This window comes from Streptomyces sp. NPDC001137, assembly GCF_040298885.1.
Taxonomy (GTDB): domain Bacteria; phylum Actinomycetota; class Actinomycetes; order Streptomycetales; family Streptomycetaceae; genus Streptomyces.
Genome location: NZ_JBEPBA010000042.1, coordinates 1 through 25,463, shown reverse-complemented (window position 1 = coordinate 25,463; position 25,463 = coordinate 1). Strand labels below are relative to the sequence as shown.

General features: G+C 71.9%; 24 protein-coding genes and 1 pseudogene. 17 read left to right on the top strand and 8 right to left on the bottom strand.

The genetic code is table 11. The features are described from left to right. Positions 1-662: 662 nt before the first annotated feature. Both ABT254_RS44260 and ABT254_RS44255 read left to right on the top strand, forming a co-directional pair. Positions 663-992: a hypothetical protein gene (locus tag ABT254_RS44260; RefSeq protein ID WP_351483389.1), complete on the top strand. Its 330-nt coding sequence runs from the start codon at positions 663-665 to the stop codon at positions 990-992. Further along, a complete protein-coding gene (locus tag ABT254_RS44255) occupies positions 982-1,404 on the top strand; it encodes a hypothetical protein (RefSeq protein ID WP_351483388.1) in 423 nt (140 codons plus the stop codon). The genes ABT254_RS44260 and ABT254_RS44255 overlap by 11 nt, the downstream gene beginning before the upstream one ends. 157 nt (positions 1,405-1,561) lie before the next feature. Here the strand turns inward: ABT254_RS44255 and ABT254_RS44250 are convergent, their stop codons facing one another. Beyond that, positions 1,562-2,776 (bottom strand): SMI1/KNR4 family protein, encoded by a 1,215-nt coding sequence (locus ABT254_RS44250; protein WP_351483387.1) that lies wholly within the window; start codon positions 2,774-2,776, stop codon positions 1,562-1,564. 142 nt (positions 2,777-2,918) lie between these two features. Between ABT254_RS44250 and ABT254_RS44245 the strand changes: the two are divergent. Further along, positions 2,919-3,190 (top strand): annotated as a pseudogene (locus tag ABT254_RS44245) (transposase); the annotation flags it as partial. Here ABT254_RS44245 and ABT254_RS44240 read toward each other — a convergent pair. Continuing rightward, positions 3,134-3,829, bottom strand: coding sequence for an alpha/beta fold hydrolase (locus ABT254_RS44240; RefSeq protein ID WP_351483386.1), 696 nt, complete (start codon positions 3,827-3,829; stop codon positions 3,134-3,136). The pseudogene ABT254_RS44245 and the gene ABT254_RS44240 overlap by 57 nt on opposite strands. A gap of 160 nt (positions 3,830-3,989) precedes the next feature. Further along, on the bottom strand, positions 3,990-4,616 hold the full coding sequence (locus ABT254_RS44235) for a hypothetical protein (protein ID WP_351483385.1): 627 nt from the start codon (positions 4,614-4,616) through the stop codon (positions 3,990-3,992). On the opposite strand from ABT254_RS44235, the gene ABT254_RS44230 reads away from it, so the two are divergent. Further along, the gene (locus tag ABT254_RS44230; RefSeq protein ID WP_351483384.1) at positions 4,605-4,970 is read left to right on the top strand and encodes a transposase; all 366 of its coding nucleotides are present in this window, start codon (positions 4,605-4,607) and stop codon (positions 4,968-4,970) included. The genes ABT254_RS44235 and ABT254_RS44230 overlap by 12 nt on opposite strands. Here ABT254_RS44230 and ABT254_RS44225 read toward each other — a convergent pair. Then, complete coding sequence (locus ABT254_RS44225; protein WP_351483383.1) at positions 4,912-5,427, bottom strand: hypothetical protein; 516 nt, start codon at positions 5,425-5,427, stop codon at positions 4,912-4,914. The two genes, ABT254_RS44230 and ABT254_RS44225, sit on opposite strands and share 59 nt — an antisense overlap. Before the next feature lie 227 nt (positions 5,428-5,654). Between ABT254_RS44225 and ABT254_RS44220 the strand changes: the two genes are divergently transcribed. The 11 genes from ABT254_RS44220 to ABT254_RS44170 all read left to right on the top strand — a co-directional run bounded on the left by ABT254_RS44220 (position 5,655) and on the right by ABT254_RS44170 (position 17,530). Beyond that, on the top strand, positions 5,655-6,173 hold the full coding sequence (locus ABT254_RS44220) for a hypothetical protein (RefSeq protein ID WP_351483382.1): 519 nt from the start codon (positions 5,655-5,657) through the stop codon (positions 6,171-6,173). Then, positions 6,170-6,544 carry a hypothetical protein gene (locus ABT254_RS44215; protein WP_351483381.1) on the top strand — a complete coding sequence of 125 codons (375 nt, stop codon included), beginning with the start codon at positions 6,170-6,172 and terminating at the stop codon, positions 6,542-6,544. Before ABT254_RS44220 ends, ABT254_RS44215 begins: the two co-directional genes overlap by 4 nt. 28 nt (positions 6,545-6,572) lie before the next feature. Then, positions 6,573-6,827 (top strand): hypothetical protein, encoded by a 255-nt coding sequence (locus ABT254_RS44210; RefSeq protein ID WP_502972146.1) that lies wholly within the window; start codon positions 6,573-6,575, stop codon positions 6,825-6,827. A gap of 88 nt (positions 6,828-6,915) precedes the next feature. Next, a complete protein-coding gene (locus ABT254_RS44205) occupies positions 6,916-7,773 on the top strand; it encodes an SDR family oxidoreductase (protein ID WP_450752949.1) in 858 nt (285 codons plus the stop codon). A 67-nt stretch (positions 7,774-7,840) separates the two neighbouring features. Next, positions 7,841-8,128, top strand: a complete 288-nt coding sequence (locus ABT254_RS44200) for a DUF1905 domain-containing protein (RefSeq protein ID WP_351483414.1) — start codon at positions 7,841-7,843, stop codon at positions 8,126-8,128. Between the two features lie 411 nt (positions 8,129-8,539). After that, complete coding sequence (locus tag ABT254_RS44195) at positions 8,540-9,172, top strand: 4Fe-4S single cluster domain-containing protein (protein ID WP_351483380.1); 633 nt, start codon at positions 8,540-8,542, stop codon at positions 9,170-9,172. Beyond that, positions 9,169-10,542, top strand: a complete 1,374-nt coding sequence (locus tag ABT254_RS44190; RefSeq protein WP_351483379.1) for a hypothetical protein — start codon at positions 9,169-9,171, stop codon at positions 10,540-10,542. The genes ABT254_RS44195 and ABT254_RS44190 overlap by 4 nt, the downstream gene beginning before the upstream one ends. A gap of 6 nt (positions 10,543-10,548) precedes the next feature. Further along, a complete protein-coding gene (locus tag ABT254_RS44185) occupies positions 10,549-13,092 on the top strand; it encodes an AAA family ATPase (protein ID WP_351483378.1) in 2,544 nt (847 codons plus the stop codon). After that, positions 13,079-14,683 (top strand): WD40 repeat domain-containing protein, encoded by a 1,605-nt coding sequence (locus ABT254_RS44180; RefSeq protein WP_351483377.1) that lies wholly within the window; start codon positions 13,079-13,081, stop codon positions 14,681-14,683. The genes ABT254_RS44185 and ABT254_RS44180 overlap by 14 nt, the downstream gene beginning before the upstream one ends. After that, entirely contained in the window at positions 14,680-15,582 is a 903-nt protein-coding gene (locus ABT254_RS44175) for a hypothetical protein (protein WP_351483376.1), read from the top strand. Before ABT254_RS44180 ends, ABT254_RS44175 begins: the two co-directional genes overlap by 4 nt. Then, the gene (locus tag ABT254_RS44170) at positions 15,575-17,530 is read left to right on the top strand and encodes an Hsp70 family protein (RefSeq protein WP_351483375.1); all 1,956 of its coding nucleotides are present in this window, start codon (positions 15,575-15,577) and stop codon (positions 17,528-17,530) included. The genes ABT254_RS44175 and ABT254_RS44170 overlap by 8 nt, the downstream gene beginning before the upstream one ends. Before the next feature lies 1 nt (position 17,531). On the opposite strand, the gene ABT254_RS44165 is transcribed toward ABT254_RS44170, so the two are convergent. Continuing rightward, complete coding sequence (locus ABT254_RS44165; protein WP_351483374.1) at positions 17,532-18,509, bottom strand: coiled-coil domain-containing protein; 978 nt, start codon at positions 18,507-18,509, stop codon at positions 17,532-17,534. Positions 18,510-18,522: 13 nt separating this feature from the next. Then, the gene (locus tag ABT254_RS44160; protein ID WP_351483373.1) at positions 18,523-19,647 is read right to left on the bottom strand and encodes a hypothetical protein; all 1,125 of its coding nucleotides are present in this window, start codon (positions 19,645-19,647) and stop codon (positions 18,523-18,525) included. Positions 19,648-19,837: 190 nt separating this feature from the next. Here ABT254_RS44160 and ABT254_RS44155 point away from each other — a divergent pair, with 190 nt between their 5' ends. Both ABT254_RS44155 and ABT254_RS44150 read left to right on the top strand, forming a co-directional pair. Further along, positions 19,838-20,170 carry a CU044_2847 family protein gene (locus ABT254_RS44155; RefSeq protein WP_351483372.1) on the top strand — a complete coding sequence of 111 codons (333 nt, stop codon included), beginning with the start codon at positions 19,838-19,840 and terminating at the stop codon, positions 20,168-20,170. Between the two features lie 10 nt (positions 20,171-20,180). After that, on the top strand, positions 20,181-24,638 hold the full coding sequence (locus ABT254_RS44150; protein ID WP_351483371.1) for a tetratricopeptide repeat protein: 4,458 nt from the start codon (positions 20,181-20,183) through the stop codon (positions 24,636-24,638). Here the strand turns inward: ABT254_RS44150 and ABT254_RS44145 are convergent. Further along, positions 24,545-24,880, bottom strand: coding sequence for a hypothetical protein (locus tag ABT254_RS44145; protein ID WP_351483370.1), 336 nt, complete (start codon positions 24,878-24,880; stop codon positions 24,545-24,547). The two genes, ABT254_RS44150 and ABT254_RS44145, sit on opposite strands and share 94 nt — an antisense overlap. Positions 24,881-24,943: 63 nt before the next feature. After that, positions 24,944-25,213: a hypothetical protein gene (locus ABT254_RS44140; RefSeq protein ID WP_351483369.1), complete on the bottom strand. Its 270-nt coding sequence runs from the start codon at positions 25,211-25,213 to the stop codon at positions 24,944-24,946. Between the last annotated feature and the right edge of the window lie 250 nt (positions 25,214-25,463).

Below are 25,463 nucleotides of genomic sequence, written 5' to 3'. Positions count from 1 at the left end.
CATGAAAACAGGGCCTCCTGACCAGCTCGTTGGTGTCGAATCACCGAGCAACATCAGGAGGCCCCCAAGCAGCCCATGCCCTCCCAATCACAGCAATGGTCACCACTGCGGTCAGCCCACCGAAGAGGACACCAACCCCAATTCCGCTGAACCAGCGGCTCGGAGGACTCGACGGCCCTGCTCCCACGATCATCTCCCCCGCCTCGCCTGGATGCGGAGAGTACCAACGCACTGAAGCAGCCCGCTGGGGCTCTGGCCTGCCCCGCAACCAGTCAACCTTTCTTGAACTGCACCGAACACGGCCGCAGCGACCACATCCCGCCCGCTCCAGTCCACCCAGTCATCTATTCCGCTCGCCTGCATCGCACCCTGGCCTGGTTCATCTTCCGCCGGCCACGGGGCTCGGTCGCCGCCGCCATCCAATACAGGCACTTCCGCGTCCAGATGACCCTCGGCTACGCCGGAAACTACGCCTCGGGCTTCCCCGACGAAATCGCCTTCGAAGACTGGCTGGCCCGGCTGGACACCCTCGCCGACGCACACCAGCGGATACGTGAAGGCGAGCAGGTCAGCGGCCCAACAGCCGAGACCACCGGCACCGGGTCCAGGCCGCCACTCGCTTCGTCGGCCGAGTCCTGCGCACCAAGCGGCATGCCAACACCATGCTCGCCAACCCCGACCTTCAGATCTTCCCCGGCAAGGGCATGACCTGCGTCTTGGATCCCAAGCGAGCAGCCTGCCGCCTGCGCAGTGAGGAAAACGGCACCCGCCGCACCCCCGACCTCGACGACTGCCGCCCGAACTGCGTCAACATCGCGCGGACAGATCGCGACATCGAACACGTCCTCGTCCAGATCGAGCGGCTACGACCGCTCGTCGACGCCCCGCTGGCTCCCGCCTTTCACTACGCCCGCGAACAGCACGAACTCGACCGCCTGGAACGCATCGTCACCGCCCACGACTCGACCGGAGAACCGCACGGTGGCCACTGACCACGACGACGAACGCGACGCCATCACAGCAGCGATCCAACGGCTCCTCGACGGCCGTCCAACCCGGTCCACCGGGGCACTCACCACGCTGCAACTCGCCGTCGAGGCAGACGTCAAGCGCTGGGTCCTCACGCACAAGCACGTCGACCTCAAAGACGAATTCGTCCGCCGAAAGTCCGAAGCGAACGGCATCCCACCCGCGTTGCAGCATCTGCACGCCCGCGCCATCGACGCCGAAGCCGTCGTCCACTGCGGGAGGACAACGGCCGGCTTCGCGAGCGCCTCGCCGTCTATGCCCAGGTCATCGATGAACTCCGGACCGAGCTGGGCCGGCGCACGACAACAACACCCAGTGCAGTCCCGTACGGAGCCTCCCCACCAGCATCACCTGATGCGCGGGAACGGCAGATGAACGCCGATCGCCTGACGGCCTTGTGCCCAACAGGGGTGTGTCTGGCCCAGAACTACCCGTCCGCACCACCGTCGAGTTCCTCGCCATCGGCCTCAAAAGCCGCTCATGGACCTAACGCAACAGTGCTGAGGCCCCAGCCCGTAGTGACGAGGGGCCTTCACCACGGCGCGCCCGGCCCGAACGGTTCGAAGAACATGACGTCCAGCGGATGCAGGTCCCGGCCGGTCAGACCGGGGAAGCCGGATGCGGCGGGGCCGCCGCGCAACCACGTGAGCAGGGTTGCGGTGAAGTCGCCTGGCAGGGGCGGTCCTTGGTCGCAGTGGCGTGGGTTTACGGCTACGCGCCATGTCTCGGGCGGGCCGTCCGCGCACCAGCCGATCTGGTCCCCGTCGATCGTCGACGCGAACGGCAGGAAGCCGCTGGGCTCGGGCCAGGCAGGCATCGGGTAGTACTGGGGATGGGCGGCGCGCAGTTGGCGGTATCCGTCAAGCATGCCCTCGACGGTGGCCGCGAGCCCCTGCTCCCGTGGCCGGTCCAGGGACAGTGGGGCGCTCATGTCCAGCCACCAGCTCCAGTTGCCCGCCCCGTACCGCTCCGCGAGCGCCACGAAGTCCGGCGGCAGCCGGGTACCGAGCCGGTCGAAGACCTGCCCCCATGTGCCCTCGCCCAGATACGGCTCCAGGGGCGGTGGAACCAGCGCCATGACGGCGTCGAGGCCCGAGCCCTCGGTGAGCGCCGCGTGCTGCCGTGCGTCCACGGCGGTGCCCGCAGGCGGTGGCGACCAGGGTGCGGCCCCGGCCAGCGGCGGCCAGACCCGTATCTGTGAGGACAGCGGGCCCAGCAGCCCGCCGGGCTCGCCCGGGTGCGGCACGCCGGTGCGCAGCAACGTGAACAGCAGCTCCAAGAACGGGACTTCGTAGTCCACCCAGGGCTCGCTCACCCCGACTGCCACATTCGTGGTCATGAGCGTGACCGGCCACTCGTCGGGGTCGTCCGACGCGCCCGTGTTCCAGAAGAGGTGGTCGCCGCTCCTCGTCGTGGCGAAGGCGAGCAGGCCGCCCTCCTCGGGCAGGAAGGGGCGCCGACGCGCGGTGAACATGCCGGGCCGGATCTCCGAGTGCCGGTGCGTCTCGACGATCCACGCCGCGTACTCGAAGCGGCCGTCGGTGCTGACGCACGGGGGGTGCAGCCTGATCGCCACACCCGGGCCGCCTATCTCGGCCGCACCGTACGGGGACACGAGCGCCTTGTAGTCACCGGCCAGCGGGGTGCCGAGCCAGCCCTCGACCGCCGCCCACTCGACGGCAGGCGCCGGGCCGGGCGGCGGTCCGACGAGACCTGTGAACGCGGTGATCCGCGCAGAGTGATCCATGGAGCCGAGGATGACATCCCCCACCGACAATGAGACGGGGACTTGGCACCGCTCGGGGTCTGACCCGCCCACTGACTGACGCTTCGGCTGTCCTCGGGTTGAATCGCTCGGCTCCCGCCGGTGCCACAGCGCGCGTGACCGGCCGCTGGACCTGACGCCGGTGGCCGAGCACCGACGTGGGAACGGCGCGATATGTACGAGGCGTTGAACCACGGCAACGTGGACGTGCCCCGGCTGCGGCAGGTGCTGGCCGGTCTGCCGATGCTGCGGGCCGCCGACGAGCGCCTGGTCCTGGCGGTCGACGTCAGCAACTGGCTGCGCCTCGACGCGCCGACTACGGCGTGTATCAGAAGTGGATCAAGTCGTAGTGGTGAGTTCGGCGAGGTGCTGGGCTGTGCCGGCAGGATCGATGATCTGATGGAGGTGTGCGCCGGGTAAGTGTGCCACGGCCCAGCCGCGTTGGCGCGCCTCGGCGGCAAGGTCGTCATACGGAGGACCGAACAGCAAGTAGGAGCAGGGATGGTCGTCCCAGCCGTCGGGGACCGGGATGTGCTGCTCGTAGTAGGACAGCGGCAGGGTGGGCTGCTCCTCAACGACTGTCTGCCGCACCCGCGGATCGGAGAACATGGGTGCGACGTCTGCCTCGTCCCACCAGTCGGTCCAGCGCGGCAGCCTGCCGTTCACAGCCATCGGGCGTAGGAAATCGAGCAGTTCGGGTGTGGCGACGGGGGTCGGTCCGGTCCGGGCCGGCAGCGCGGCATCGACGAAGATCGAGCCGGTCACCGGATGGTCGAGGCCCGAGCGGATGGTCGGGAGGAACAAGCCTGCGTTGCTGTGTGCCACCAATGTGACAGGGTTTCCGGCCGGGACCTGCCGCAGATCGTCGCGGACGGCGTCGACGATGCGAGGCCAGAAGGGCGGAGCACCGGCGCCTATGTGCAGCAGGGACGGCACCCGCACCTGGAATCCCGCCGCCGTCAAGTGTTCGGCCACAGGGTGCCAGGTCGAGGGACCTACGGACGGACTGTGGACGAGAACGAAGATCGGCTGCATGTGACAATCCTGTGGCCCATGCCTTCGGAGGCGCGACAGTCTTGGCTCACAGCAGAACGCTTCGCGTCGACGTAGCCGATGCGTCTCCACACCAGGGCGTTCACCACCATTCGTCGATGGGTGTGCCTCCTTGAGGGACGCCCCTGATCAGGCGGTTGAGTCAGCGGTGCAAGACTTCCTGTACTGCTCGTCCGCGGCGGACGTCCCTGACCAGGACGTGGCCCGAGCCCGCTTGCTCCAAACAGTGCGGACCGTGTAGGTCGAGATCCCCAAGTTCCGCGGGGAGAGCGAAGTGCGGCCCGACATATGCCGGGTCGAAGGCGAAGCTCACGCTCGTGCCGCTGCCTTGTGGTGGATGAAACGGTTGGGGGGCGGTGCGAGGCCGGATGCCGGTGTGGACCTGGCGCAACCCGCGCCCTGCGCACCACATCTCAACAGTCACCTGCCCGGACAGCGTGGCAGCAGCGGCCAATAGCCACCACTCGGGCCCAAGGAGGGAGCCGAAGTATCCGAGGACGGGAGCACCGGGGTCACGCCAGGCGTGCGGCTGGTCCATGCATATCGTGAAGCTGCTGTCGCTGGTGATCTCAAGAAGACCACGCAGTGTGTGCTCCCCGGCAACGCTTGTTGCTGGATGAAGCACACGCCGGCCCACCGCGCATAGCAAGTTGGCTGGCAGCTTCGGATTTCCGGATCCCACCCCGAAGTACATACCCGGCCGTCTGCGCACGGCGGCATCGAACTCGAGCACCTCGATGTCGGCCGCGTCATAGGAATGTTCCGTCACGACCACACGCTATCGGCCTGGCAGGTCCGTGACCGACCGGGACGGCGCCCGGGCACTTCTGCCAACGGCGGCAGGCAGTTTTCGGCGGCTGGCGCGGGTCTGGGCCGACGGCGGCTACACCGGCCACCTCACCGACTGTGCCGCAGCGAGGACGTCCGCGGCTTCCAGCCTGTGCCCCGCCGCTGGGTCGTCGAACGGTCCTTTGCCTGGTTTCTGCGCAGCCGCCGCCTGGTCAGGGACTACGAAAGCCGCACCGACACGAGCGAAGCCGTCATTCGCTGGTCGATGATCGCCCTCATGAACCGCCGCCTGGCCGCACAGCCTCATCAGTGCGCTGTTCTGTCGCCAGGGTGAACCTTCCGGGCTTCGTCTCCACCAGCCAGCCCCGTTCCACCAGCCTCTTCAACCGTGCTCTCGCGCCCTCGACGCGTGAGGCGGAGGCGCTGTCCCAGCCGAGCACCACGGCGGCCCGTCGGGCACCCAGCCCGTCGTTCCCGGCCTCGGCCGCGGCTGCCATAACCGCCTGGTAGTCCACCGACAGGTCTGCGACCCCGGCCGCATTCTCCCGATGCGGCACCGCACGGCGCGGGCCCACCAGCTTCCTCGGCGACGGGCCAACGATCGTCTCGGCCGACTGTTCCTCCTCGGCGAGCGCTTCCAGATACTGCTCGAGGCCGATCGTCCGAAGCCTGAGAACCTCCTCGGCCTCCACCAAGTCCGCCCGCACCCGCTCCAGTTCGGCTTCAAGCTCCTCTACCCGCACGGCAGCGGTCTTCCGCCGCGTTTCCAGGACCGCCCGCATCGACGGCATCTACCACCCCCAGGCCGACTCGATCAGCAACGAGTCGAGACTCCCACCACAGCCCCAACCTCATGCCTGACCAGCGGAATCCGCACACGGCAATCGGAAGCGAAGGCATTCCTTGCTCTCGATCGTCGATTCTTTCGCCCTGCTGGTCCTTGTGGGCGGTCTGCCCGCCGCACAAGGTGGGGAGCAGCCGGTCGCACGTGCCCGGCGAGCGAGGAGGGTTTCCGGTTGTGATCACCGTTCTGGAGGGCGCTCCGCCCATGGAGGCTGCCATCGGCGCGCTGCGCGCGAGCCTGCTCGGCGGGCTCGATCCGGAGGCCGGTCCGCCGCGCTCGGTCGTCCCGGTGCCGCATGGGCAGGTCCTGCTCATGCCCGCCCACCGGGGTTCGTACGCCGGGGTCAAGCTCGTGACCGTGGCTGCGGACAATCCGTCCCGGGGCCTGCCCCGGATCCAGGGCAACTACCTGCTGCTGGACGGTGAGACCCTCACCCCGCTGGCCCTGCTGGACGGGATCGCGCTCACCTCCGTACGCACCGCGGCGGTGTCGGCGGTGGCCGCGGACGGGCTGGCCGAGCCGGATGCGAGCCGGCTGGTGGTGTTCGGGACGGGGCCGCAGGGGCGGTCGCACATCGAGGCGCTGCGGTGTGTGCGGCCGATCCGGGACGTCGTGGTCGTCGGCCGGGACGCGGAGCGCACCCGCGCGTTCGCCGACGCCGTCGGGGCGCGCTCGGCGGCGCGGGTGACGTGACGCACGCGGACCTCGTCGCCTGCTGCACCACGGCACGCACTCCGTTGTTCGACGGTTCGTTGCTGCCGGCGACCGCGACCGTGGTGGCCGTCGGATCGCACGAGCCGGAGGCCCGGGAGGTCGACGAGACGGCCGTCGCGCGTTCCACGGTGGTCGTGGAAGCCATGTCGGCCGCACTGCGCGAGGCCGGCGACGTCGTTCAGGCCATCGAGGCGGGCGCGCTCGATCCGCAGTCGCTGGTGGGCCTCGCCGACCTCGTCAGGGGAAAGGCCGAACTCCCGCCGGGCCGACCGAGGTTCTTCAAGAGCGTGGGCATGGCATGGGAGGACCTGGTGGTGGCCGCGGCCCACTACGAGGCGGCCCGGGCATGAGGCCGTCCGCGCCCGACGCGGCAGCACAGTGGTCCCCGACTCCGTCGCCAGCACCCGAGGCGTCGTCGCCGCCGCCTTCGCGATGAACGCCCGCCCCTCCGGATTCCGGCCGGACACTGCCGCTGTCGTCGAGACGATCTCGACACGGCTGCGGTCCAACACGATCACCGTCCTCGACGAGGCCGAACGGCAGGACGTCACCCCGCACACCGCCGGCCGCGGTCTCGCCGAGGCACGTGTCCGCGCCGCGATGCACAGCAAGGGGCGCATCCCCTTCGGCTGACCACGCAGGACAGTCTCGTGCCGTTCCCGAGCCGCGCACCCGTCCTGTCTGCCCCCTCCGGGACCGTCGACAGGCCATGATGACGACCATGACCGAACCGACTGACTCTTCGCTTGTGGTCACTGGAGCCACGGGACGCCTGGGCGGGCGCGTCGCCCGTCGCCTGGCCGAGCGGGGTCTGGCGCCGAGACTGCTGGTGCGCAGCCCCGAGCGGGCGCCCGCACTGCCCGGCGCGACCGTCGTCCGTGGCGGCTACGGCGACCATGACGCCGTCCTGCGGGGCCTGAGCGGCGCGCAGACCGTGTTCATGGTGTCCGCCTCCGAGACCGCCGACCGTGTCTCCCAGCACAAGGCCTTCGTGGACGCCGTCGCGGAGGCGGGCGTGCGGCACCTGGTGTACGTGTCCTTCTTCGGCGCGGCGCCCGATGCCGTCTTCACCCTGGCCCGCGACCACTTCCACACCGAGGAGCACATCCGCGCGAGCGGCCTGGCGTACACCTTCCTCCGTGACAACATCTACGCCGACTTCGTCCCCGGCCTGGTCGGCGAGGACGGCGTCATCCGCGGCCCGGCCGGGCAGGGACGTGCCGCGTTCGTCGGCCAGGACGACATCGCCGACGCCACCGCGGCCGTCCTGACCCGGCCGGCCGACCACGCCGGCCGCACCTACGACCTGACCGGGCCCGAGTCCCTGACGCTGGACGCGGCCGCGGCGATCCTGTCCGAAGTGCAGGGCCGTACTGTCACCTACCGGCCCGAGACGGTCGAGGAGGCCTACGCCTCCCGCGCCTCCTACGGCGCCCCGCAGTGGCAGCTGGACGCCTGGGTGTCCACGTACACGGCGATTGCGGCCGGCCAACTCGACGGCGTCAGCGACGCCGTGCCGCGTCTCACCGGCCACCCCGCCACCCCGCTCGCCGACGTCGTCCGCGCCCACCAGGGCTGACCGTCCCGGTGGCACCGCAGGTACGCTGAGCGTGACCTGGCCGTCCTCGTTCAAGGAGTCCGACCTCGTGGAACTCGCCTTCTCCGGCCAGGTGATCGAATGGCGCGGGCCCGCGCCCTACTACTTCGTCCCGGTGCCGGACCAGGAGTCCGCCGACATCTGCGAGGTGGCCGCGATGGCCACCTACGGCTGGGGCGTGATCCCGGTCCAGGCCCGGATCGGCGAGACCGCCTTCGAGACGTCGCTCTTTCCGAAGGACGGCTGCTACCTGCTGCCGCTCAAGCAGGCGGTGCGGGGGCCGCAGGGAATCGGGGCGGGCGACGACGTGACCGTGGAGATGACCGTCCGTCTCTAGCCCGCTCGACGCCTGCCCGTCGTCGTCCTGGCCGGGCGCGAGGGACTGGGGCATCCGGCCGTCCCGGACCTGGTGGCACTCGCGCATGAGGTCCTCGCGGCCGGGAAGGCCTGAGCCGAACGGCCGGCCCGCCGTACCCGCCGTCCGGTCACAGACGGCTTCCTCGCGACCTTTACCGCCCTCCGAGCGAAAGCATTCGGATCCCTTTCCAACCTCTTTCGCCTTCTTTCGAAACACCCCGAAAGTGGCCTCCGTTGCCGGGAGAGAAAGGCGGTGGGAAAGAACCTTCCGGAGCCGCCGAGGGCGTGGTCAGCCCTCTTGACCGCCCTCGGGGGGCGGTGGATTCTGGGTTGGCTCGAAGGGATCGCCGGTCGCTGAATTCGCAACCAGTCAGGCCGGTAGGGGGGGTTCATGGGGGCTCTCAACGTTGCCGCATCATGGGTGGGCACCACCGCGCTCGGTCCGGGGCGGCGCTCCGTTGTGTGGGTGCAGGGCTGCCCCTTCCACTGCGCGGGCTGCATGTCCCCGGACTGGATACCGGACGTGCCCGCCCGGTCGGTCAAGCCGGCCGCGCTGGCCGCCGAACTCCTCGCCGACCCCGGCGTCGAGGGACTGACGTTCTCCGGCGGCGAGCCGATGCGCCAGGCCGCGGGCCTCGCCGAACTGATCCGCGCGGCGCGCCGCATCCGTGACACCACCCTCGTCTGCTTCTCCGGCTACACCCTCCGGCACCTGCGCACCCGCCCGCCCACCCCCGGTGTGCCGGATCTGCTGGACGAAGTCGACGTCCTCATCGACGGGTTGTACGTCGCCGCACTCGACGACGGCCGGGGGCTGCGCGGCAGCGGCAACCAGCGCGTGCACCACTTGTCCGGGCGCCTTGCGGACTGCGGCTACGACTTCGCGGGCCGCGACCGCAGCGCCGAGATCGCCGTCGACGGCCGCGAGGCATTGCTGATCGGCGTGCCGCCGCCCGCCCTGCTCACGGTGTTCGACGCGGCCGTCGATCACGTACGGCAGTCATCCATCGGGGGAAGAGCATGAGCGGCAGGAAACGCATCCAGGTCGACGAGTCGGCGTGGTACCGCCAGCAGCGCGAGCTGTCCCGGTACAAGGACGTCGTCCGCAATCTTCCGGCCATGATCGACCAGGTGCGCCGGCAGACGCACGCCGACCTCGAGCAGGTCTTCGGCGTCATCGAGGACCGTCAGCGCTCGGTGGAGCAGGTGGTCGAGGGGCTCAGTGAGCAGACCCGCCGCCTGGAGACCGAGACCCAGCAGCGGCTCCGCGCCCAGGCACGCCGCATGGCCGAGGATCTGCGGGCCACCGCGGGAGAACTGCGCAAGGAGACCAGGGAGCAGCTCGCCGAGCAGGAGCACCGGCTGCAGAGCGAGATCGCGGCCGAGCGGCAGCAGCGCCGCGAGGACATCCGGCGGATCACCACCGAGCTGGGCGAGCTGGTCCAGGACCGCGAACGCGCGGCCGTCGTCGCCCGCCAGGCCCTCTCCGACGCGCGAGCCATGCATGGCGTCATCCGCGACACCCTGCCGCACGAGCGGTACGCCCCCGGCAGGCTGGCCGGCCTGGAGGTGACCCTCGACCGGGCGCAGCACAACATCGCGCAGGGCCGGTTCGACGCCGCTCTGGCCACCGCGCAGGGCGCCTACCAGGAGCTCAGCGAGCTGCACCTGGACCTGGAGCACCGGGAACGGGAGCGGCAGGCACTGCGCGTACAGGCGCGCGGCCAACTGCTCCTGGCCCACCTGCTGATCGAGGACAGTGCACGGCAGTACGCGCGTGACGAGAAGGGCGAGGTGCTGGAGGAATTCGACCTCGACGTCGACTACTGGACCCGAGGCGACCTCGCTGCGCTGCGCGAGGAGACCGAGGCCCTCCAGCGGCGCGTGGAGGACGAACAGCGGCCACCGGCGCCCGACGAACTGCGCGACATCCTGGAGCACCGGGCGCCCGCCCTGCGGGAACGCCTCGAACAAACGGTCCGGCAGGCCGGTGCACGACAGCTCGCCTCCCAGCAGCGGGTGAATCTCGCCGAGGCGGTCGTGCGGACCCTCGAGGGCATGACGGGGTACGAGCTCGACGCGACCACCTATGCGGGGGACGACCAACGCGACGCGTTCTTCGCCCGGCTCATGCACGGCAACCGCAACGCGATCGTCGTGGAGGTCGCCCCGGCCGGCGCCGACTCGGGGGCGTCCGTGCTCAGGGTGCTGTCGTACGACCACGACACCGCCGCGCGCACCGAACTCGAGGAGCGGGGCGTCGAGTTGACCCGAGCGCTGCAGGAGCACGGCTTCCCGGCCGCCGAGCCGCGGGAGGAGCCCGGTTCACCGGATCCCGTCTATGCCGACTTGGCGTCGCTGCGCGAGCTGCCGAGCCGGGCCGCGGAAGGCTGATCCGGGATGGCCCGCCCGCTCGTCGAGCGCCTGGAGGGGTTCCGGCTGCCGGCCGGCGATCCGCTGTTCGTCGTGCACGGCCAGGGCGTCGACGACATCTTCGTCGGCCACGACTACCGCGTACGGGGAATCGAGGAACTGTTGTGGGAGGTGCTGCATGAGGCCGGTTTCGCCCGGATCGTGTACTCCTCGCTCTCGCGTCCGCTGTACTTCCGCGACCGGCCTTCCCGGGACCTCGCCCGCCGTCGGCGCCGGCCCGCTCCCGCGGCGGAGCCCGGGCTGATGCGGCCCGAGTTCACGGGCCCGTTGGGCCGCCGTATCGTGCGCGAACCCGCCTCGCCCGACACCGCGCAGGCACAGGCACCGGCACCGGCACCGCCGGCCCTGACCGATCAGCACCGGGTGATGATGCTCGACCATCTCATGAAGCAGAGCGAGCACCGCACTGCCGTCGTGGTCGGTCACGCCGAGGAGTTGCTGCGCTACGACCGCGCCGAGCGCACGTTGGCGGGGGCGCTGGCGGAGTGGGCGGAGCACGGTGACGACCGCAATCTGTGCGTGCTCCTCTTCCGCCGCGACACGCTCGACGACGTACGGGAGTTCGTCCGCGCGCTGGGCCGCCTCCCGCGCCTGGAGAGCTACCTCGAGGACCAGCGCGGACGCTCCGCGGGCGGCGCCACGGCGGCCATCGGCCTGCCGCAGGCGGCGGAGCTGGAGCGCCTGATCCATGTGCTGCGGCTCCGCGAGGGACTGCGCATCGGCAACTGGCGAGAACTGCCGCTCACCGTGCGGGCGATGGCCGCCGCACCCGAGCGGGCCAGGAACTGGCGGGCCCACCTGCGTCAGCTGGCCGATCAGGGACGGCCGCTCGAACTGGCCGAACTGCGCACGCGACAGTGGGTGAGCGGCAGCTACCAGGACGACCGCAGTGTCGCCGACCGCATTCACGACATGGTGGGGCTCGACTCGGTCAAGGAGCATCTGGAGCGGCTGCGCTACCGCGTGGAGGCGGATGCCGGACTGCGCGCCCTGGGCCTGGGCGCCTCGGTGCAGACGGGATCCCCGCACCTCGTGTTCACCGGCAACCCCGGCACCGGCAAGACCACGGTCGCCCGGCTGGTCGGCGAGATCTACCGCGATCTCGGGCTGCTGCGGCGCGGGCACCTGGTGGAGGCCGAGGTCCCCGACCTGGTGGCCGGGGTGGTCGGCGGCACCGCGGTCCGCACCAACCGGACGGTGGACCGGGCGCTCGACGGGGTGCTGCTGGTCGACGAGATCTACCGGCTCAGCGACCAGGGCCGCGGCTTCGGCCAGGAGGCCATCGACACCCTGCTCACCCGGATGGAGAACGACCGCGACCGCTTCGTACTGATCGCCGCCGGCTACCCGGACAAGGTGCAGGAGTTCCTCGGCTCCAACCCCGGTCTGCGCAGCCGGATCCCGACCGGCAACATCATCGACTTTCCCGACTACGCACCGCCCGAGCTGCATGCCATTCTGCTCGGCCAACTGCGCGAGCTGGGGCTGACCTGGACGCCCGCACTGGAGGGGCTGCTGCGCCAGGTGACGGAGGGGATGTACGCGCGGCGCGACGGGGAGTTCGGCAACGCGCGCGCCATGCGCGACCTCGCGCACGAGCTCAAGGACCGCTGGGCCCAGCGCGTGCGGGCCGTCGTGACCAAACCCCTGGAACCCGTCGACCTGCCGGACCGCTACGCGGTCCACGTGCCCAGGGCCGCGCCTCCCGTGGACGAACTCCTCGCCGAACTGGACAGGTTGGTGGGTCTTGAGCCCGTCAAGGAGATGATCCGGGACCTGGTGGGGCGGCAACGACTGCGTCAGGCGCACGGCGCATCGGCCATCGCCCCGCCACATCTGCTCTTCGTGGGCCCGCCGGGCACCGGCAAGACGACCGTGGCGCGCCTGCTCGGCGGCATGTTCCGCTCCCTCGGCCTGCTCTCGCGCGGGCACATGGTCGAAGTGACCCGGCCCGAACTCGTCGCGGAATACATGGGCCAGACCGCGATCAAGACGAAGAAGGCCGTCCACTCGGCGATCGACGGCGTGCTGTTCATCGACGAGGCATACAGCCTCTCGCACAACAAGCAGGGGTGGGACTACTACGGCGCAGAGGCCATCGACACACTGATGCGGGAGATGGAGGACCTGCGCGGGCGGCTGGTCGTCGTCGCCGCCGGATACCCCCGCCCCATGGAGGAATTCCTGGCGGAGAACCCTGGCCTGCGCTCGCGGTTCACCGAACGCGTGGAGTTCCCGCACTACTCGGGCCTCGAACTCGTCGAGATCCTGCGCCGGATGGCCCGCGACAGCAAGCCGGGCTACGAGGTTTCGGACGCCGTGGCCGGACGGGCCCGGACCTGGCTGGAGCGCCAACGCGTCGCGCATCCTGAGGAGTTCGGCAACGCCAGGACCGTACGCGTGCTGCTGGACCGGATGGAGGCCAGGATGGCCCGTCGGCTCGGCCCAGACCTGCCCGTCGGCCGCCCACCGGCCTTCCTCCCCCAGGACGTGCCCGATGGCGCCCGGTGAAGCGGCCACCGCGACCGCCCAGGGCTGCCCGGTGTGCCTGACGCCCTTCGCCGACGAACCGGCGTGCGCGCGCTGCCGGTGGGTCCTCCACGGACCTCCGGTTCTGGGCCGGGTGACCCCGGAGATCCGCCGCGCCTTCGACGAACGGCTCGCCGCCGCCCGCCGCCGTCTCGACCTCACCGCCGCGGCCCGGGCCGCCGGCCACCCCGGGCACAGCGCACCCGAGCGGCTGGCCCGGCTGGAGGCACTGGTCCGGCATGGGCCGCCGCCCCCCGGTGAACGGGACGCCGTGCTGCGGGAGTTGGAACACGACGACACCCCGGCGGTCGAGGAGACCAGGAGCCTGCCGGACGGGGTCGTCGCCGAGATCACCGTACGGGGGCTGAGGGCCGCGACCGTCCGTCAGGGCATCGAGGACGCCGAGGCCACCGAGTGGGGGTGGGACGAGCTGCTGCCCGACCTGCCGCGGGACGAGGACGAGCGGCTGTTCCTGCTGGCGGGGGGCGTCGGCCACCGGACATCCGCCACCCCGGCGGTGCGTGAGCCCGACGATCTCGGTGCCGCACGGACGGCGACCATGCTGATCAGCACCTTGCCCGGCTGGACGGTGCCCGAACTGCTGCTGGCCCGTCTCGAGCAGCGTCTGCCCCACGCCCGCGCCCGGTACCTGCCCGCCGCGGAGCCGCAGCCCGCTCCGCTGCGCCACGCGGCCGGGCTCACCGCGGTCGCCTGCGGCAGCACCCCGAACACCGACGGCGTGCAGCTCGCGGGTGGCAGCCCGGACGGTTCCGTGACGGTCTGGCAGCTGTGGCAGCCGCAGCCGGTCGCCTCCCGGGTGCTGCACGACAGGCTCGTCACCTGTGTGAACCTCGCCGAGGACGGGCGGTCCGTGGTGACGGGTGGGCAGGACGGAGCCGTGCGGCTGTGGTCGTATGCCGGATCCGGCCGGGTCCGCGTGCTGACCTGGCACGACGGCTGGGTCAACGCGCTTCGGCAGCGGGGCGGTGTGGTGTTCAGCCTCGGCGACGACGCCCGGATCCACCGATCGGTACTCGGCGACGCGGTGATCGACGGCGGCCCCCTCACCCGGGTCGGCTGGGCCTCCGCCACCGCGCTCGAGGCGACGTCGGACGCCCGGACCGTCGTCGTGGGGGGCTCCGACGGGGCGAGCCTGTGGGACGGCACGAACGGCAGCCTCCTCGGCCGGTTCTGCCGGGACCACGCCGTCACCGCGCTGGTGCTCGCCGCGGACGACCGGCTGCTGGCACTCGGCTGCGCCGACGGTGTCGTACGCGTCTTCGACCTCGCCGGAGACCGGGCCTGGGAGGTCGGTGGCCACGGTGGCGCGGTGCGCCAGGTGGCGTTCGGGCCCGGCGGGGCACTGGCCACCGCGGACGACACGGGCACCGTCCGGTTCCGGGCCGGGGACGGCGGGTGCACAACAGTGCTGGGCGCCCACCCGGACCGGATCCGGGGCCTCGCCTTCACCGCGGACGGGCACCTGCTGAGCGCAGGCGGCGACGGACTCGTACGCACCTGGCCCGTCCCGTCCCTCGACCGGCGCCACACCTTGGGCAAGGAGGGATCATGAGTGAAGGCTTCCTGGGCGACGCCTTCCGGCAGCCGCGCACCGAACTGGAGCTGACCCTCGACGACCAGTCCGGCACGGAGCATGTGCGGAAGGCCCTGCGTGTCGCACTGATCCGGCTGGCGCACGCCGCCGAGGAGGACCCCGAACTGGACGAGACCGCGCGACGGCAGCTCGTCGCCGCCGTGGACCTGGTGCGTTCCGCGGTCGTCGGCACGCTGGCCGCGGTACGGGCGCCGGCCGTGCCGCCGCCCCGGCGCCCGCCGCCCCGCAGGTCCCCGTTCCGCTTCCCGCTGCCCTTCGGCGACGACGAGGAGGACAGGCGCCGGGAGGACGAACGGCAGGAGGAACTGCGCCGCCCGCGGCGGCCGGTGGTACATGCGGCGACGCTGCTCGAGCAGGTCCAGGGCGCACTGGAGGCAGCCGACCGCCTGCTCGCCTATGCCGAGCCGCCACCGCCGGTACAGGTACCGATCGCCTGGCACGAGGACGCCGAACTGGTCAACCTCATACGGGACTTGATGACAGCGCACAGCGAAAGCGACGGAGAGCTCGCACTGCGCCGGATCGACCGGCTGCGCAAGGATCTGGCGCTGCACCACGGCATCACGGTGATCGACTTCGACGGGACGAACGAGCAGTTGTTCACCCTGGGCGGCCACCCGGACCCGCCGGACAGCCGCTACCACACGGTGCAGCCCGCCCTGATGACGACGGACGGCCGGATCCTGCGCCGCGGCGAGGCGACGGCACCTCTCGCCGTGCCTGAGGCGCCGCAGACCGGGGGCGGACCCGGTCGGCTGCCCGCACCGGCGGAAGAGGCCGGAAACAGCAACGACGAACCGCCCGGTCGGGGCGGAGGCACGGAAACCAACGGGGGCAAGGAGAACGAGCATGGCTAAGGTGTCCGGCAGCACCGTGATCGTCGGATTCGACCTCGGACACGGCGAGACCGCGCTCGCCAAGACCTACGCCGACAAATCCGCACCGCCCGTCGTCCTGGACATCGGGTCGACCGGCGCGGGCCGGCAGCACGTCACCGCGGTCGCCGAGCACCCCACCCGCGGGGTACTGGTGGGCCGCGAGGCGACCGAGGCACGTGGGGTGACCTCGCTCTACCTCGCGTTCAAGTCGCCGGAGATCGACCGCGACGACGTACGCACCCCGGTGCACCTCTTCGTCGACAAGGTCGGCCGCGACGCCCGGGAACGCGACCAGGACCTCACCGGAAGCCGCCCGGTGAACTGGGTGTTCGGCGCGCCGTCCGGCTGGGACGCGGACCTGCGCCGCGCGTACGCGGAGCTGCTCGGCCGGACGGGCCTGCCGAACGTGGAAGTGGTGCCGGAGTCCCGTGCCGCCATGCTGTACGCCCGCGACTCGGGCGAAGTCCGCGTGGAGGCGGGCCAGTTGGAGGGCACCGTCCTGGTCGTCGACCTGGGCTCGTCGACCGCCGACTTCACCAGCGTGTTCGGCCACCGCACCGGGCCGCCCATCGACGCGGGTGTGCAGCTGGGTGCCGGACTGATCGACCGGACCATTCTGGAGCGCCAGCTCGACCGGCATCCGATGCGCGACGCTCTCCGGGAGACCCTGCAGGACTCGCGCTTCGAAAGGTTACGGCTGGAACTGCTGTGCCGGGAGGCGAAGGAGACGTTCTTCCGCACGGATCCGAGCAGGTTCGTGGACGACCCCGAGGCCACGGTCGGCGGAACGCGGAAGGTGGCCACCCGCACCGGCAACGCCTATTTCGAGGTCGAGCTGACGGCCGCCGAGATGACGGCGGCGCTGGACGCGGCGCAGCCGAGCCTCGGCGGCCGCTCCTGGCGCCAGGCCTTCAGGGACGCGCTCGACGAGGCGGCCGACAGGCTGGGACGACAGCCGGACATGGTGCTGCTCACCGGCGGGGCGTCCCGGATGCACTTCGTGCAGGAGGAGGCGCGGGAGGTGTTCGGTGCGGACAGGGTGCTCCTCGGGCTGGAGCCGGAGGTCGCGATCGCCCGCGGGCTTGCACTGGCCGGCCGTATGAGCCTGCGCGCCGCGGGGTTCCGCGCGGACATCCGCAAACTGGTCAAGGGCGACCGGATCGGCTCCCTGGTGCAGGACCGGCTGTCCTCGCTGGGCGACCGGCTGGGCGCGGCGGTGGCCGACGGGATGACGGAGCGCCATGTGATCCCCGCCTTCCGCCGCTGGCGCACCGGGGAGATCGCGACGCTCGACGGCATGGCGGCGGGCATCTCCCGCGCGCTGCATGCCGAACTCACCGAGCCCGGCAGTCCGCGGCTGACCGGGGTGATCGCCGAGTGGCAGAACGAACTGCGGCCGGAGCTCGAGGAGTTGACCCGTCCGATCTGCCATCGCTGGCACATCCCGCCGTCGGCGATGGAGCTGCCCGCCGTGCAGGTGAGCGGCAGCGAGATCGCCGTGCCGTTCGACTCGGCGGCGGCCACGCAGGTGCTCGACAACATCGCCAAGGTGGTGAACGTGGTGGTCGCGGGCGTGATCGCCATGACCCTGTTCGGTGCGGGCACGGCACTCATCGCGACGACGGGACCGATCGCCGTCGTCATCGCCTTCGTCGTCCTGCTCGCCGGGGCCGACGAGGCCCGGGAGGCGGCCATGGCGCGGGCCCGGCAGGCGAACATCCCGGTGCTGATGCGGAAGGTCGGCGGCGAGAACCGGCTGGTGACCAAGTTGCGTCAGGGGGCTGCGGCGCAGGAGGCGGAGCTGGCCGCGGCGTTCAGCGCGCAGTTCCTCGACGACGGCGGGCAGAAGCTGGTCAGCGAGATCGCCAAGGGCATCGCCGACGACCTCGAGGCGCTGGCGCGCGAGGCCGAGCTGCTCATTTCCTGAGTCACTTCACGGGGTGGGGCGCCGGGCCCTCGTCGTTCCAGGCGACGAGTGCCCGGCCCGGGCCGACCGCCCGGTCACGGGTGTCCAGGGCCCGGCCGAGCACCGCCTCCAGGTCGTGCACGCGGGTCTCGACGGCATCGATCAGGGTGCGGGCCTGTTCCAGGGCGCCGTCCGCGTCCTTCGTGCGGGTGGGATCGGTGAAGTCGGCGAGCGCCTCGACGAGTTGCCGGTCGGCGCGGGCGCAGGCGGAGAGTTCGGCGAGCCGCTCGTCGCGTTCGACGCGCACCTGGGCCAGCCGGGCGGTGGCGGTGGCCGCGTCCCGTTCCGCGTCGGTCAGTTCGGTCTCGGCCGCGGCGAGCTCGCGCTGCGCGGCCGAGGTGCGCTCCAGCGCCTCGCGCACCGGTGCCGCCAGCCGGGACAGCCGGTCCTCGGTCAGTCGCAGCAGTTCGGCACTGCCGAGCTGCAGGGCGTCCTCGGTGCCGTCGGCGTGCCGGCGCAGCAGCGCCAGCCGTTCCTCGACGGCGTCCTGCTGTGCCCGGATCTCGTCCAGTGCCTCCACGAGTCTCGCGAGACGGCGCAGTTCCGCGACCTGACCGCGCAGAGCGTCCAACTCGTCGAGTCGGCGGCGCAGTTCGGCCTCGGACTTGACCAGTGACTCGTGCTCCTGACGGCAGGTCAGGACCTTGTCGCGGATCTCGGCGAGTTCACGCTGCTGGTCCTCGAGGTAGGCCACCGCGTCCGGCCCGGGCTCTGCGGCCGCCAGCAACTCGGCGACCGCGCCGGTCAGTTGGGAGGATGCGGTGAGCGCGTCGTCGAGAAGGAACACCGCCTCCACCGCTCCGGTGCCGGAGGGGGTGCCGGCCAACCGCGCGACGGCCTGCGCCGACCACTCCAGGGACGAGCGCAGTGCGTGCAGCGCGTCCTGGTCCCCGCCGCGCGCCACCGCCTCGGCGATCCGTGTCCTCGCGTCGTCGTCCACCCCGTGCCCCCCGTCAGTTCCGTGTCGTCTCTCCGGGCGGGCCGCCCAGCGGGACCAGCACCGGCTCCCCTGCGTCGTCCGGGCGGAACACCAGCACGCCGAACCCGTCGGCGGCGCTGTGCATGCCCAGCCGGTATCGCCCGCCCCGCAGGGCGGGGCACGGCACCTCGAACTCCCGCCCGCCTGCCCGCACCCACACCTCCGGGCGGTGCGCGCCGGGTACGTCGACCGTCACAGCCCGATCGTGGTCCATCACGGTCAAGGGCACGGCCTGCCCCTCCACGGTCAGCGCAATGTCCGCCCCGACGAGCAACCCGCCGCGAATCCGGTGCACGCTCAGGCCGACCGCGTACTGGGCGGCGGCGGGGGCCCGTACAGAGCCGCGCGCCAGGCGCAGCGCTCCGAGTGCCGTGGCATGCGGCTCCAGTACGAGGGCGGGGGCGCCGCCCGTGGCTTCGCGCACGGCGTCCTGGGCGAGCGGATGCCCGCCGAGCCGGCCGTGGACGAGGATCTGCAGGCCGCCGTCCTCGGCCGGCTGCCCGTGCCGGGCCCGTATCGCCAGGACCGCCGATCGCAGCGCCGCCTCGACCGGAGCGAAGCCGTCGAGTGCGGCCCCGGCGGTCACGTGCCCGGCCGGGCTCAGCGGTGCCGCCCGGTAGCGGGGCTGCACCCGCGCCCTGGCCAGCAGGAGTGCCGCCCGGCCCGTTTCCCACGAGGGCACTCCGTCGCCTACGAGTACGGTCTGGGGGTCCGCGGACGTCGTGCGCCACTCGGCGCCGAGCAGTTCCACTTCTCGCCCGGTGGCCCGACACAGCGCTGCCCCGGCCGTCTCGGCGTCCAGCCGGCACACGAGGTACCTGCCCAGCGGACGTTCCACCGAGGCGGTGACCGCCACCGAGCCGGGTACGAACTGCCGCAGGCCGAGTCCCTCGGCCAGCTCCCCGTACAGCGCCTCCCGGGGTGCGGCACCGGCTGCGTCGAAGAGCTTTTCGGGCAGGGCGAGGACGAGGCCCTCCACGGGCTCCGGAGCCCGGCGCAGATACTCCCCCACTCCTGCGGGCAGCGACTCGGGGGGCCGTGCGCCGTCCGTGCCGCCGGCCACGGCGATCCCCGCCTCGACGTCGATTCCCACGAACACGGGCCACCACCTGTCCGCGCCCACCACACGCCGGTGCGCTCCCCGTGCGCACCGATCGGCCCAGGTTAGCCCTTCTCACCAACACCCGCTGCTCTCCTGGAAGATGATGTCATTTCGGAATCAACCGTGAAGAGTCAGGACTACAATCAGAGCGCACTGGGGCCGGGGCGGACAGGCATGGGGGCGGCGCATGAGCGATCTGGTGCGATTCGAGACGACGGACGGGGCGGCCATGGTCGTCGAGATCGAGGACACCTCGCCCGGTCTGGAGAACGTGGCACGTGGCGAGGGCGGCATCCTGGAGGCGGGCCGCCGCCTCGACGAGATGCTCACCGGCGCCCGTCCGACGATCGAGGCCGTGCTCACGCTGCTGCGCCAGCTGGCGCCCGACGAGTACGAGGTCGAGTTCGGCATCAAGCTGAACGCCGAGGCCGGAGTGGTGGTCGCGAAGACCACCGCCGAGGGGCACTTCGGCGTACGGCTCGCCTGGCGCCGCGACCACACGGCCGCCGGGACGGACTAGGGCGGCCGCCGTGGCGCATTGGGAGCGGGCCCCGTGGCTGGTGGGCATCGCCCGCGCCGAGGGCGGGCCGCCGATCGGCGGGGGCGTGCTCGTCACCGACCGCCATGTGGTGACGTGCGCCCATGTCGCCGCCCCGCACGGCGCGCACCCCGAACCGCCCCCCGGACCCGTCTTCGTCAGCTTCCAGTGGGCCGGTACCCACGATCCGGTGCCCGCCGTGGTCGTGGCGGACGGCTGGCACCCGCAGGACACCAAGGAGCGCAGGGGCGACCTGGCGGTCCTCGAACTCCAGGGCCCCGCACCGGAGTCCGCCGGACCCGCGCGGCTCGTCTCCACCCGTGGCGGCACCTTCGGCCACCGGTTCTATGTGTACGGCTATCCGGAAGGCCACAAGGAGGGCGGAGTGCCGGCGGACGGTGTGGTCCGCGGCCCCGCGGGACACGAATGGATCGAGCTGGAGTCGGGGTCCACGCTCGGCCACCGCCTCGCGCCCGGGTTCTCCGGCTCCCCCGTGTGGGACCTTCCGCTGGGCGGCGTGATCGGTGTCGTGGCCATGCGTGACAAGCCGGTGGCCGGCCAGGACCCGGGCACCGCCTACGCGATCCCCGTCGAGACGATCGCCGGGTACTGGCCGCCCCTGCGGCAGCTGATCCACGACCCGGTCACCGAGGAGCAGCGGGCCAGGATCGACTCCCTGCTGGCGCGCCCGCTGGACTCCGCCGGCGAGCTGCCCAGGATCCGCGACATCCCCATCTACGACATCGGCGTCACCCAGTCCAAGGACCTCGGCGACCGGCCGGACCCGCCCTACGTCCCCCGTCTCAAGGAGGACCGCGAGCTCGACCAGGCCCTGCACAGCCAACCGTTCGTCCTGCTGAGCGGCGATTCGAAGGCCGGCAAGTCCCGCACCCTCATCGAGCGGCTGCGCGAGGCACTGCACCCGGACACCCGGCTCATCGTCCCCGGACCCGTTCCCTCGGCGCCTGGCGAACTGGCCGCCCTTCCGCTGCCCACCGGCGGCGACCGGGCCGTACTGTGGCTCGACGACATCGACGAGTACCTGCGGCCCGGCGGTGTGGACGTCCGCGTCCTCGAGGCCTACGCGGCCATGGAGCCTCCCGTCACCGTCGTCGCCACGATCACCTCGGAGTGGCTCAGCCGCCTCAAGGCCCCCCAGGGCGAGGTCAACCGCACGGCACGCCAGGTACTGAACCGGGTCACGCCGATCGTGCTGCCGCGGCTCCTGCGGGAGGAGGACCTGCCCGAGGCCCGGCGTCTGTATCCGCAGGAGGACTTCACCGATCGCGGGATCGGCGAGCTGATGGTCGCCGCGCCGCTCGTGGAGGCGCGCTTCAACGGCGGGCGTGACACCTGTCCCGAGGGCTGGGCGGTGGTCCGGGCCGCGGCCGACTGGCACCGCATGGGCTGTGAAACACCGCTCACCGGGGACGCGTTGGCGCAGCTGTTCGCGCGCTACCTCGCCGCCGGCCCCAGCAATCGCGCCATGACCGAGGCGGCCCTGGGGACCGGCATCGCCTGGGCGACGGAGCCGGTGGCCGGAAGCATCGCGCTGCTGCGCGAGTCCCGGGACGCGGACGCGGGCCCGTCCCCGAGCGGTGCCGGAGCCGAGGACGGGGACGACCGCCGCTACGAGGCCTTTGCCTACCTTCCCGGCTACCTCGACGGCCGCGACGACCCGGAGACCTCGCCGGTCCCCCGGTTCGCCTGGGAATGGGCCGTGCGCGCCGTACCGCCCGACCACCTGCTCGGCGTCGCGTTCGCCGCGTTCACGCGGAAGGAACAGGACGTGGCCGTCGGCGCGCTGGAACGTGCCCACACCGATGCGACGAACCGCGGAGTCAGGGCCTGGGCGGCGCTGATGCTCGGCGAAATGGCCATGTATCTCAAGGACATGGCGCGCGCCAAGGTGCTGTTGGAGGAGGCGGCGGGTTCCGGATCGTCCGACGTCCTGCCGTTGGCCCAGGTCGACCTCGCCGCCGTACTGCAGGTCACGGGTGACATGGCCGGCGCACGCCGGCAACTGGAGGCGGCGATCGCGTCCGGCGATCCGCAGGCGGCTCCGCTGGCCCGGGCGAGCCTGGGTGGCGTGCTGCTGAGCCAGGGCGAGACCGAGCGGGCCCGGGAACTGCTCGAATCCGCACTGGAGTCGGGAGACTCCCAGGTCGTGCCGATCGCACAGTCCGGTTTCGCCGGGTTGATCGTGCAGCGCGGCGAGATGTCCGGCGCGGGGGCCCGGGCGAAGCGCGCCCCGTCCGCCGCGCTCCCCTCCGGCGCACAGTCCCGCCTCGTCGGCACGGAGCCGCTGAGCCTGCCGCGTGCGGTGCGCCAGTCCGCCATCGCGTCGGCGGTACCGCTCGCCCAGGTCAATCTGAGCGCGGCCCTGCTCGACGAGGGCGAGCTGGACCGCGCCGACGAACTGCTGGCTGCGGCGCTGTCCTCCGGGAATCCGCTGGTGGTGCCACTGGCCCAGGCGAACCTCGGTGCGCTGTGCATCCAGCGGGGCGAGCTGGACCGGGCCCGCGATCTGCTGGACGCGGCCGCCGCGTCCGAGCATCTCTTCGCCTCCGAACACGCCCAGGTCACCCTTGCCTGGCTGTACTGCCTGGAGGAGAGACTGGACGAGGCCGATGCCGTCCTGGAGCGCGCCGTCCACTTCACCAATCCGGAGCAGGTGCTGCGTGCCCAAGGCCTGCTCGCCGCGGTGCAGGCGGCACGTGGCGACTTCGAGGCCGCTGCCGAACGGCTCCAGAGGGTCGTCGACTCAGGCCACCCCGGCTGGGCCGCCGTCGCCCGCTCCGACCAGGCGATGTACTGGGCCCAGGCCGGCTACGACGACCGCGCCCTGGCCGCGCTCACCGAGGTCGCGGAGTCCGGTCACCCGGATCAGGCTCCCCGTGCCGCGGACCTGCTGGGCGACGTGAAGACAGCGCTGGAGGACTGGCCGGGCGCCGAGGCCGCCTACCGCGCCGCGATCGCCTCGGGCCACCGGGTCTGGGCCCCGATGGCCCGCCTGGACCTCGCCCTGTTGTTCATCAGGCTCGGCGACGAGCGCGGGCCGGACCTGCTCACCGAGATCATCGACTCCGACGAGCCCGATCTGGCGCCGCGCGCCGCCGACCTGCTCGGCGACACACTGGCCGCCCGCGGCGACTGGGCGGGGGCCGAGGCCGCCTACCAGCGGGCCATGGACTTTGGACACCAGCACTGGTCGGCCGTCGCCCGGATCGATCTGGCGCTGATGCTGGCCGAGCGGGAGGACGGAACTCGGCGCGCCGAGGCCCTGTTCACCGCGGAGGCCCGGTCGGGCTCGGCACTGGCCGAGATCGCCGAGGCGTTCCTGGGCATCCTCCTCGTGCAGGAGCAGCGCACCGAAGAGGGTCGCCCGATCCTGGCCCGCATCGCGGAGTCCGACTCCGAGGAGGCAAGGGACCTCGCAGGCGTCCAACTCGCGAAGCTGGCAGCCCAGGAAGGCCGGCCGGAGGAGGCGGCCGAGCGCTTCGAGGCGCTGCTGGCCTCCGACAGCCGGATCGCCACGTCGTTGACCCCGCTCGCCCTGGCCCATCTGGGGGCGATCAAGCTGCAGCAGGGCGACGTGGAGGCAGCCCTGGACCTCCTCGACGAGGCGACCGCCTCCGGGCAGACGGACGCGACGGCCGTCGCGCTCCTCGGCCGCGGCGAGTACCTGGTCGAGGTGGGCGACATGGCGGCGGCCCAGCCGTATCTGCGGGCGGCGCTCGACCTGGACGAGCCGGACGTCACCCCGCGGGCGCTCGCCCACCTCGGCTGGACGCAACTCGCCGAGAACGACCTGGAAGAGGCCCGTGAAACCCTCACGCGGGCACTGGCCACCGACACGCCCTCGATCGAGCCGCTGACCCGCCGCCTCCTCGGCAGCGCACTCGCCCGGCTCGGCCGTCGCACAGAGGCCCGCGAGACGCTTCTTCCGCTGGCCCGCTCGGACGACCCGGAGCACCGGCCCCAGGCTCTGGTGATCCTGGGCCGGTTGGCCATGCTGGACGGATACACGGCCGAGGGGCAGCACTGGTTGCGCGAAGCGGTCGCATCGGACGACCCGGACGCCAGAACCCTGGCCCTGACCGCCCTCGGCGACGCCCCCGTCGCCTCGCGACCGGCTCTCGTGCCCGCGGGCTCGGACACCCGACCGCGGGAGATCACCACCACCCCGGGCAGGAGCGACGCCCCCGCCCCGGACGTACGGCCCTCGTCCGCCCCCGAGGAGCCCGCACGGCCGGCACCCTCGGGCGACGGCCCGCCCTCCGTCGGCCTGCCGCCCGGCCTGTTCCTGCTTCTGGGTCGCATCGCCGAGGGCGAAGGTCTCCCCGACGAGGCCCGCTACTGGCTCGAGAAGGCCCTGGCCGCCGGCCTCACCCCGGACGCCGCACGCCCGCTGCTGACGGCGCTCCCGGCCGACGACACCACCATCTGAGCACGCAAGCGGCCCATGCTGCGGCCCAGCAGGGAGGACCGACACGGCGCCGCGGCGCGAGCCCATGCAGCGCGCCGCAGCGGGTCACTCCGGCGCGGGGCCGGAGCGGCGCTCATGTTGCGGATCCTTAGGTCTTCGTGAGCGATCACGTCGTGGCCCCTGACGAGGTCCCGCGCGGTCTTGTGGGCATGGTCCAGGCGCTGACGGCGTACCTTGCGATGCAGCACCGCGACACGTTCCACGGCCTTGCGGCGTCGCTTCGAGCGGCGCTTGCAGCGGGCCAGGGCCTTCTGCGCTATCTCCAGCTACTTCGCGGCCCTGCGCCCGTGGCGGGGCCGCCAGTTGGTGTCGCCGACGGCAAGGACGTCGAGGACTGCGACGTGGACGGTGAAGTCGGCGCCGCGTCGCGGGCCGCGGCGGCCGGCCCGGCTCTGCAGTCGGTCGAAGGCCACGCCGGAGCCGTCATTGAGGACCGCGACGAGCTCACCGTCGAGGACGGCGTCCGGCAGGCCGGCGGCAGCGTCGGCGATGTCGGAGAAGGGGCGGGACAAGTCCGTGCCGTGTCGGCTCCACACTCGTCGGGTCGCCGTGTGGATCTGGCATCTCCAGCCATCCCATTTCGGCTCGAGCGCACAGATCGGCGACTCGGGAACGGCAGTGACTGCGCGTGCCAGAGCGAGCGGGGCGGGCAAAGCGAAGGGCGGCACCAGGACCTCCTGCGGTTCCTTCAGCCTAGTGTCCCGGTCTTGAGTTCTGGTCTCGCCTCGTGAGTCGCCTTCCGTTTCAGATTCGGGCGTTTGCCAGTCGCGAGGTGGCTGTGGGCGG

Coding starts and splice junctions, on each gene's coding strand:
- ABT254_RS44155 (WP_351483372.1), top strand. CDS start 19,838: ATGAGCGATCTGGTGCGATTCGAGACGACGGACGGGGCGGCCATGGTC.
- ABT254_RS44225 (WP_351483383.1), bottom strand. CDS start 5,427: ATGCCGTCGATGCGGGCGGTCCTGGAAACGCGGCGGAAGACCGCTGCC.
- ABT254_RS44190 (WP_351483379.1), top strand. CDS start 9,169: ATGAGCGGCAGGAAACGCATCCAGGTCGACGAGTCGGCGTGGTACCGC.
- ABT254_RS44250 (WP_351483387.1), bottom strand. CDS start 2,776: ATGGATCACTCTGCGCGGATCACCGCGTTCACAGGTCTCGTCGGACCG.
- ABT254_RS44240 (WP_351483386.1), bottom strand. CDS start 3,829: ATGCAGCCGATCTTCGTTCTCGTCCACAGTCCGTCCGTAGGTCCCTCG.
- ABT254_RS44230 (WP_351483384.1), top strand. CDS start 4,605: ATGTTCCGTCACGACCACACGCTATCGGCCTGGCAGGTCCGTGACCGA.
- ABT254_RS44260 (WP_351483389.1), top strand. CDS start 663: ATGCTCGCCAACCCCGACCTTCAGATCTTCCCCGGCAAGGGCATGACC.
- ABT254_RS44195 (WP_351483380.1), top strand. CDS start 8,540: ATGGGGGCTCTCAACGTTGCCGCATCATGGGTGGGCACCACCGCGCTC.
- ABT254_RS44205 (WP_450752949.1), top strand. CDS start 6,916: ATGACCGAACCGACTGACTCTTCGCTTGTGGTCACTGGAGCCACGGGA.
- ABT254_RS44175 (WP_351483376.1), top strand. CDS start 14,680: ATGAGTGAAGGCTTCCTGGGCGACGCCTTCCGGCAGCCGCGCACCGAA.
- ABT254_RS44185 (WP_351483378.1), top strand. CDS start 10,549: ATGGCCCGCCCGCTCGTCGAGCGCCTGGAGGGGTTCCGGCTGCCGGCC.
- ABT254_RS44170 (WP_351483375.1), top strand. CDS start 15,575: ATGGCTAAGGTGTCCGGCAGCACCGTGATCGTCGGATTCGACCTCGGA.
- ABT254_RS44180 (WP_351483377.1), top strand. CDS start 13,079: ATGGCGCCCGGTGAAGCGGCCACCGCGACCGCCCAGGGCTGCCCGGTG.